The organism is Noviherbaspirillum sp. (assembly GCF_035654295.1).
In the GTDB taxonomy this organism is placed as follows: Bacteria; Pseudomonadota; Gammaproteobacteria; order Burkholderiales; family Burkholderiaceae_D; genus Noviherbaspirillum.
Genome location: NZ_DASRXF010000164.1, coordinates 1 through 5,358, shown reverse-complemented (window position 1 = coordinate 5,358; position 5,358 = coordinate 1). Strand labels below are relative to the sequence as shown.

Genomic DNA, 5,358 nt, shown 5'->3' with positions numbered 1-5,358 from the left:
GTACGCATGCATGGTCGCAGGGATGGATTCGGCGAGTCGCGGGCTGTCGATTCCCACCGGAGAACCAAGCTTGTTCTGCTGTACGAAAGTGCGCAGCACACCCGGATGCATCGCTGCATGATTCTCGAATACGGTATGCAGCCCGAGTACCACGACATCCCTTTGACCGAAGGTTTCCCACGCGCGCTGCGCCTGCGGCACGCCATGACTTACGCAGGCCGGACACAGCATCTGGAATGCATGCAGCAGCACCACGCGGCCGCGCAAGGAGGTGAGCGTGATGTCGGCCGGCGCATTAAGCCATTCCGCCACCTGCAGTTCAGGCGCCGGGGGATAGAATCTTTCCATGGGCATGATCGATAAGACGGAACATGACGCCATTATGTGCCTTGTCCGCCTTGCCTGCCGGCTTGCTGGGGATGCCCGTCAGAAACCGGCTTTGATACAGCGCAGCCCGTTCTCGCCCCCGATCCCGAATTGATCAAACAGGCGGCGGATTGCCATGCGGGCGCCCGCGCGCAAATGGACAATGAGCGCACTCAGCGCTTGCGATTGTTCCAATGAACAAACTAATGACGATGCCACTGCGCGAGGCAGCGGCTAACGATGATGTCACCATTTCCTGCCACATCAACGCGATACCCGCCTCCGTGGAGCCCGAGCTGGACCGCATCTACGGGCACAATCATTCCTCCCTGCCGTTCTTCCGTATTTTTTGCGATGCAGCCGATGAGGTCAGCACCTACGTCGTGCGCAGAGGCGCCGCCGCCCGCGTGATCCTGCTGTTTCGCGTGAACCGGGGGGTTGCGCAGGTGCTCAACCAGATGATACGGATCGAGCATGCCGAAGTGCTGCGCTTCGCCCGTTACGTGTTCGAGCATTTTGGATCGGTATGGGCGATCAACTTCAGGGCGGTGCAGACCGACCTGCAAGACCTGCCCTTCCCGTTCCAGAGACACAATTCGCAGGAGCGCTTTCCCGTTGCCCTGCCCGCCACCCCGGAGGAATACACGAAGAGGCTGGGACGGTCCACCCGCGATGCCATCAAGCGCTACCGCAAGAAGCTTCTTGAAGACTTCCCGTCCTTCAGTTGCCGCTTTTACGTCAATGAGGAGATCGACGAGCAGGACGTGCATGCGATCATCGACCTGAGCGCGGCGCGCATCGCGTCGAAGAACAAACGCTTCGGCATCGCGGCGGCGGAAAGGACGCGCATCATCGGGCTCGCGAAGTTGCGCGGTTTTGTTTGCGTGATCCGCATCAACGGCCGGGTTTGCGCCGGCACCGTCAATTTCCGTGTCGGCAACGCCTATTTCCTGGAGGTGATCGCCCACGATCCCGCGTACAACGATTACCGTCTCGGAACCATCTGCTGCTACATGACGCTCTGTGAATGCATTGCGCGCGGGGGGATCAAGTACGATTTCGGCGGCGGGCGAAATCACTACAAGGTGAAGTTCCTGGGCGTGCAGCAGGATATGGAGCGCGTGGAAATTTACCGCTCCCGCAAATACCTGGCGCTGAAAGGTGCCCGGGTTGGAAAAACCTTCGTCGATGGCTACGTACGTCGGCTGAAGCTCTGGCTGCTGGCACATGAGAACAGCCCGGTGGCCCGCCTGGTGCATCAGACCAATGCCTTGATGCATAGCGTCGTCAGGCGCGGCTGACATAAGGGCAAACGAGCTCCTCGCCCGGGACCAGATCGAGACGGATCAAGAGCCCAAAAAGAGAGACCCGCTTGCGCGGGTCTCCCTGTGGCCCCGGTAGAGGCCGGCTACTCTACTCCAAGAGACCTGTTAGTGGCCGGACTTGGGATCGATCGGGCTGTTTGCCTTGAACACTTCGTGGTTTTCCGGACCGGTGACATGCATGAAGCCGGCCAGGCCCTTCTCGAGGCGGGACAAGGCATGGTCAACCAGAATCAGTCGGCCGGGAACCTCAGCCTTGAACTCGACCATGGTTGCGCCGCCGGGAGCGACAGTGGTGGTCTGGATGTCCTTCAACGGCGGCGAGGTCAGGTCGCCCTGGTTGTACACGCGGTCGAACACTTCGCCGATGATGTGGAAGCTGGACGTCGCATTCGGGCCGCCGACGCCGAAGAAGACGCGCACGGTTTCGCCGACCTTCACTTCCATCCGGTGCGTCGAGGTCAGTGCATCGTGTGTGCCGTTGAAGGTCATGTGTTCCGCTTTCTCGTCCAGCAGCTTGTCGAGCGAGAACTCGTGCTCGCCCGGCGTGCCGTGCTTCTGCACGGTGTACAGCTCACCCTGCATGACGTAGAACTCCTTGTCCACCTTCGGCAGGCCGCCTTCCGGCTCGACAAGGATCAGGCCATACATGCCGTTGGAGATATGCTGGGCGACCATCGGCGTGGCGCAGTGGTACACATAGATGCCCGGGTTGATCGCCTTGAAGGTAAAGCCTTTGCTTTGTCCCGGTGCGGCCTGGGTTACCGCCGCACCGCCGCCGGGGCCGGTCACCGCATGGAAGTCCACCGAGTGGATCATCTTGCTGTCCTTGGCATTGGTCATGTTCACGTTGACGGTATCGCCGACGCGCACGCGGATGAACGGTCCCGGCACCTTGTTGTTGAAGGTCCAGAATTTGTAGGTCGTTCCGTCAGACAGCTGGCCGAGGACTTCGGTGGTCTCGAGGTTGACGTTGAGCGTCTGCGGGCCGCGCTTGCCGACCGGCGTGCCGACTTCACTCGGGTTGCGCGACACGTCCGCTGCCTTCGGTGCGGCCTTTGCGGCGGCGCCGCCACCGACGACGATCTTGCCGACCATGCCAGCGGCCACGTGGCCGGGAATCGAGCAGATGTACTGGAATTCGCCCTTCTTGTTGGCGCGAAACACGATGGCGGTGCTGGCGCCCTTGTCATTCAGTTTGTTCGACTGCGCCGCGAAATCCGGCACCGAGATGTCGTGCTGCGCGCCGTCGCCGTTGATGAGGTTGATCTGCACCACCGCACCTTCGGCCACGTTCAGCTGCGGATTGACCTTGCCCTTGATGGCGCCGTTCTCGCCGATAAACACCAGCTTGCCGTCCGCGATATCGGTACGCAAAGTGAACGTGACGTCCGGGCGGATCTTGACGGCAGCGCTGTCGGTCGCGCGCTCTTGCGCAGCAGAGACGGGAGACAGGGCGGCAACGCCGAGGACGATGCCTGCAATCGCTTGCGAGATCAGTTTCAGTTTCATTTTTATTACCTCAGTGGAGAGTGGTCGAACTTCGGATGACCAAATCCTACATGTGCGGTGAATCTTTTAAACATGATTCATATCAACGTTTTCAAGATTCGAAAAATGAGGCTGAATGCGAGAGGGACGGACGTTAACGAAGACGGCGGCGCGGAGCCGATGGCGCAGGTCCAGGCCGCCGTTCGATGCGGATGGGGAGTTTATTCGGCGTACACGCCGGCCTTCTTGATGATCGGGCCCCACTTGTCGATTTCCGCTTTCAGATGCGAGCGAAGCGCATCCGGTGTTGCGCGGTTCTCGGCCACAGGGTCGGTGCTGAGGTCTGCGAGACGCTGCTTCACCGTCGGGTCTTTGAGCGCGGCTTGCAGCGCGCTGCTGAGTTTGGTCACGATCTCCTTCGGCGTGCCCTTCGGCGCATACAAGCCGTGCCACACCGAAAGTTCGAATCCGGTCAGGCCGGCGCTCGCGAGCGGGGGAAGGTCGGGCAAAGTGGCCACCGGGTTTTTATACGTCACCGCATAGGCCTTGACCTTTCCGCTCTTGATATGGCTCATCGTGTTGGTCACCTGGTCGCACATCAGGTCGACCTGGCCGCCCAGCAAGTCATTCATTGCCGGGCCGGTGCCCTTGTATGGCACGGTGGTGAGATCGGTGCCGATGGCACTCATGAAAAGCATGCCGCACAGGTGCGATGCGGCACCGATGCCGGCGTTGGCAAGCGTGACTTTTTCCTTGTTGGCCTTCAGATAGGACAGCAGCTCGTTGATGTCCTTCGCCGGGAAATCTTTCCGCGCAATGAGGGTCGATGCGGCATCGGTCGCGAGCCCGATCGGTTCGAAGCTGTCGATGCTGTTGTAGTTGAGCTTGCGATACAGGCTCGGCGCGGTGGAGTGGCCGACGTGGTGGATAAAGATCGTGTAGCCATCGGGGGCAGACCTCGCCACGCGCGCCGCCGCGATGGTGCCACCCGCGCCGCCGACATTTTCCACGATGACCTGTTGCTTCAGGTTGGTGCCAATTGCCTGTGCTAGCAGGCGCGCAATGGTGTCGGTCGGACCGCCGGCCGCAAACGGAACGATCATCGTGATCGTCTTGGTCGGATAGTCTGCCGCGTACGAAGCCGAGCTTGCCGCCAGCGCAAGCACAACGAGGGATCTTGAGAGTGTGAACTTCATGCCTTGTCTCCTTGATGATGTTCCCGGCGGTATGCCGGGATGTGTAAAAGCAGCGCGGGCCTCCCTGATCACCTGCGCCGGCACGATGACCGATCGGGTCAGGCAGACAGTTTCTGCATTTCTGCCCAGAGGTCGGCCTTCCCTTCGAAACCGATACCCGGCAGGTCGGGCATCGTGATGTAGCCGTTGTCGACCTTCACGCCGTCGGGGAAGCCGCCGTAGGGCTGGAACAGGTCCGGGTAGGACTCGTTGCCGCCGAGGCCGAGGCCGGCTGCGATGTTGAGCGACATCTGGTGGCCGCCGTGGGGAATGCAACGGCTCGGCGACCAGCCATGCTGGTGCAGCATCTTCAAGGTGCGCAGGTATTCGACCAGGCCGTAGCTGAGTGCGCAGTCGAATTGCAGCCAGTCACGGTCGGGACGCATGCCACCGTAACGGATCAGGTTGCGCGCATCCTGCATCGAGAACAGATCTTCGCCGGTTGCCATCGGCTTGTCGTAGTAATTGCGCAAGGTCGCCTGCAGTTCGAAGTCCAGAGGATCGCCCGGTTCTTCGTACCAGAACAGGTCGTATTGCGACAGCGCCTTTGCATACTGGATGGCGGTGTCCAGGTCGAAGCGCCCGTTGGCATCGACGGCAAGCTTCTGGCCGTCTTGCAGCACGCTGAGGATGGAGTCGATGCGGCGCAGGTCCTCGTCGATCGAAGCGCCGCCAATTTTTTTCTTCACCACCGTGTAGCCGCGGTCGATGTAGCTGCGCATCTCGTCCTTCAGCTTTTCATGGTCCTGGCCCGGGTAGTAGTAGCCGCCGGCGGCGTACACAAACACCTTGCGGTTGGGCCGGCCGTTGCCGTAGCGGTCGGCGAGGAGCTGGAACAGCGGCTTGCCTTCGATCTTGGCGACGGCATCCCACACTGCCATGTCGATGGTGCCGATCGCCACCGAGCGCTCGCCGTGGCCGCCCGGCTTTTCATTGGTGAACAT

Annotated in this window: 4 protein-coding genes and 1 pseudogene; 1 reads left to right on the top strand and 4 read right to left on the bottom strand. The window is 60.9% G+C overall.

Annotated features, from left to right (window positions below; all coding sequences use genetic code 11):
* Positions 1-348: pseudogene (locus VFF99_RS15970) on the bottom strand (TlpA family protein disulfide reductase); the annotation flags it as partial.
* 224 nt (positions 349-572) lie between these two features.
* Between VFF99_RS15970 and VFF99_RS15965 the strand changes: the two are divergent.
* Positions 573-1,667 carry a GNAT family N-acetyltransferase gene (locus tag VFF99_RS15965; RefSeq protein ID WP_325019609.1) on the top strand — a complete coding sequence of 365 codons (1,095 nt, stop codon included), beginning with the start codon at positions 573-575 and terminating at the stop codon, positions 1,665-1,667.
* Positions 1,668-1,796: 129 nt separating this feature from the next.
* Here the strand turns inward: VFF99_RS15965 and nirK are convergent, their stop codons facing one another.
* From nirK to VFF99_RS15950, 3 genes are all read right to left on the bottom strand, one after another.
* Positions 1,797-3,200 carry a copper-containing nitrite reductase gene (gene nirK, locus VFF99_RS15960; RefSeq protein ID WP_325019607.1) on the bottom strand — a complete coding sequence of 468 codons (1,404 nt, stop codon included), beginning with the start codon at positions 3,198-3,200 and terminating at the stop codon, positions 1,797-1,799.
* 200 nt (positions 3,201-3,400) lie between these two features.
* Positions 3,401-4,375, bottom strand: a complete 975-nt coding sequence (locus VFF99_RS15955) for a tripartite tricarboxylate transporter substrate binding protein BugD (protein WP_325019605.1) — start codon at positions 4,373-4,375, stop codon at positions 3,401-3,403.
* 98 nt (positions 4,376-4,473) lie between these two features.
* The coding region (locus VFF99_RS15950) for an enolase C-terminal domain-like protein (protein ID WP_325019603.1) at positions 4,474-5,358 on the bottom strand (885 nt) is incomplete at its 5' end.

Coding starts and splice junctions, on each gene's coding strand:
- VFF99_RS15965 (WP_325019609.1), top strand. CDS start 573: ATGACGATGCCACTGCGCGAGGCAGCGGCTAACGATGATGTCACCATT.
- nirK (WP_325019607.1), bottom strand. CDS start 3,200: ATGAAACTGAAACTGATCTCGCAAGCGATTGCAGGCATCGTCCTCGGC.
- VFF99_RS15955 (WP_325019605.1), bottom strand. CDS start 4,375: ATGAAGTTCACACTCTCAAGATCCCTCGTTGTGCTTGCGCTGGCGGCA.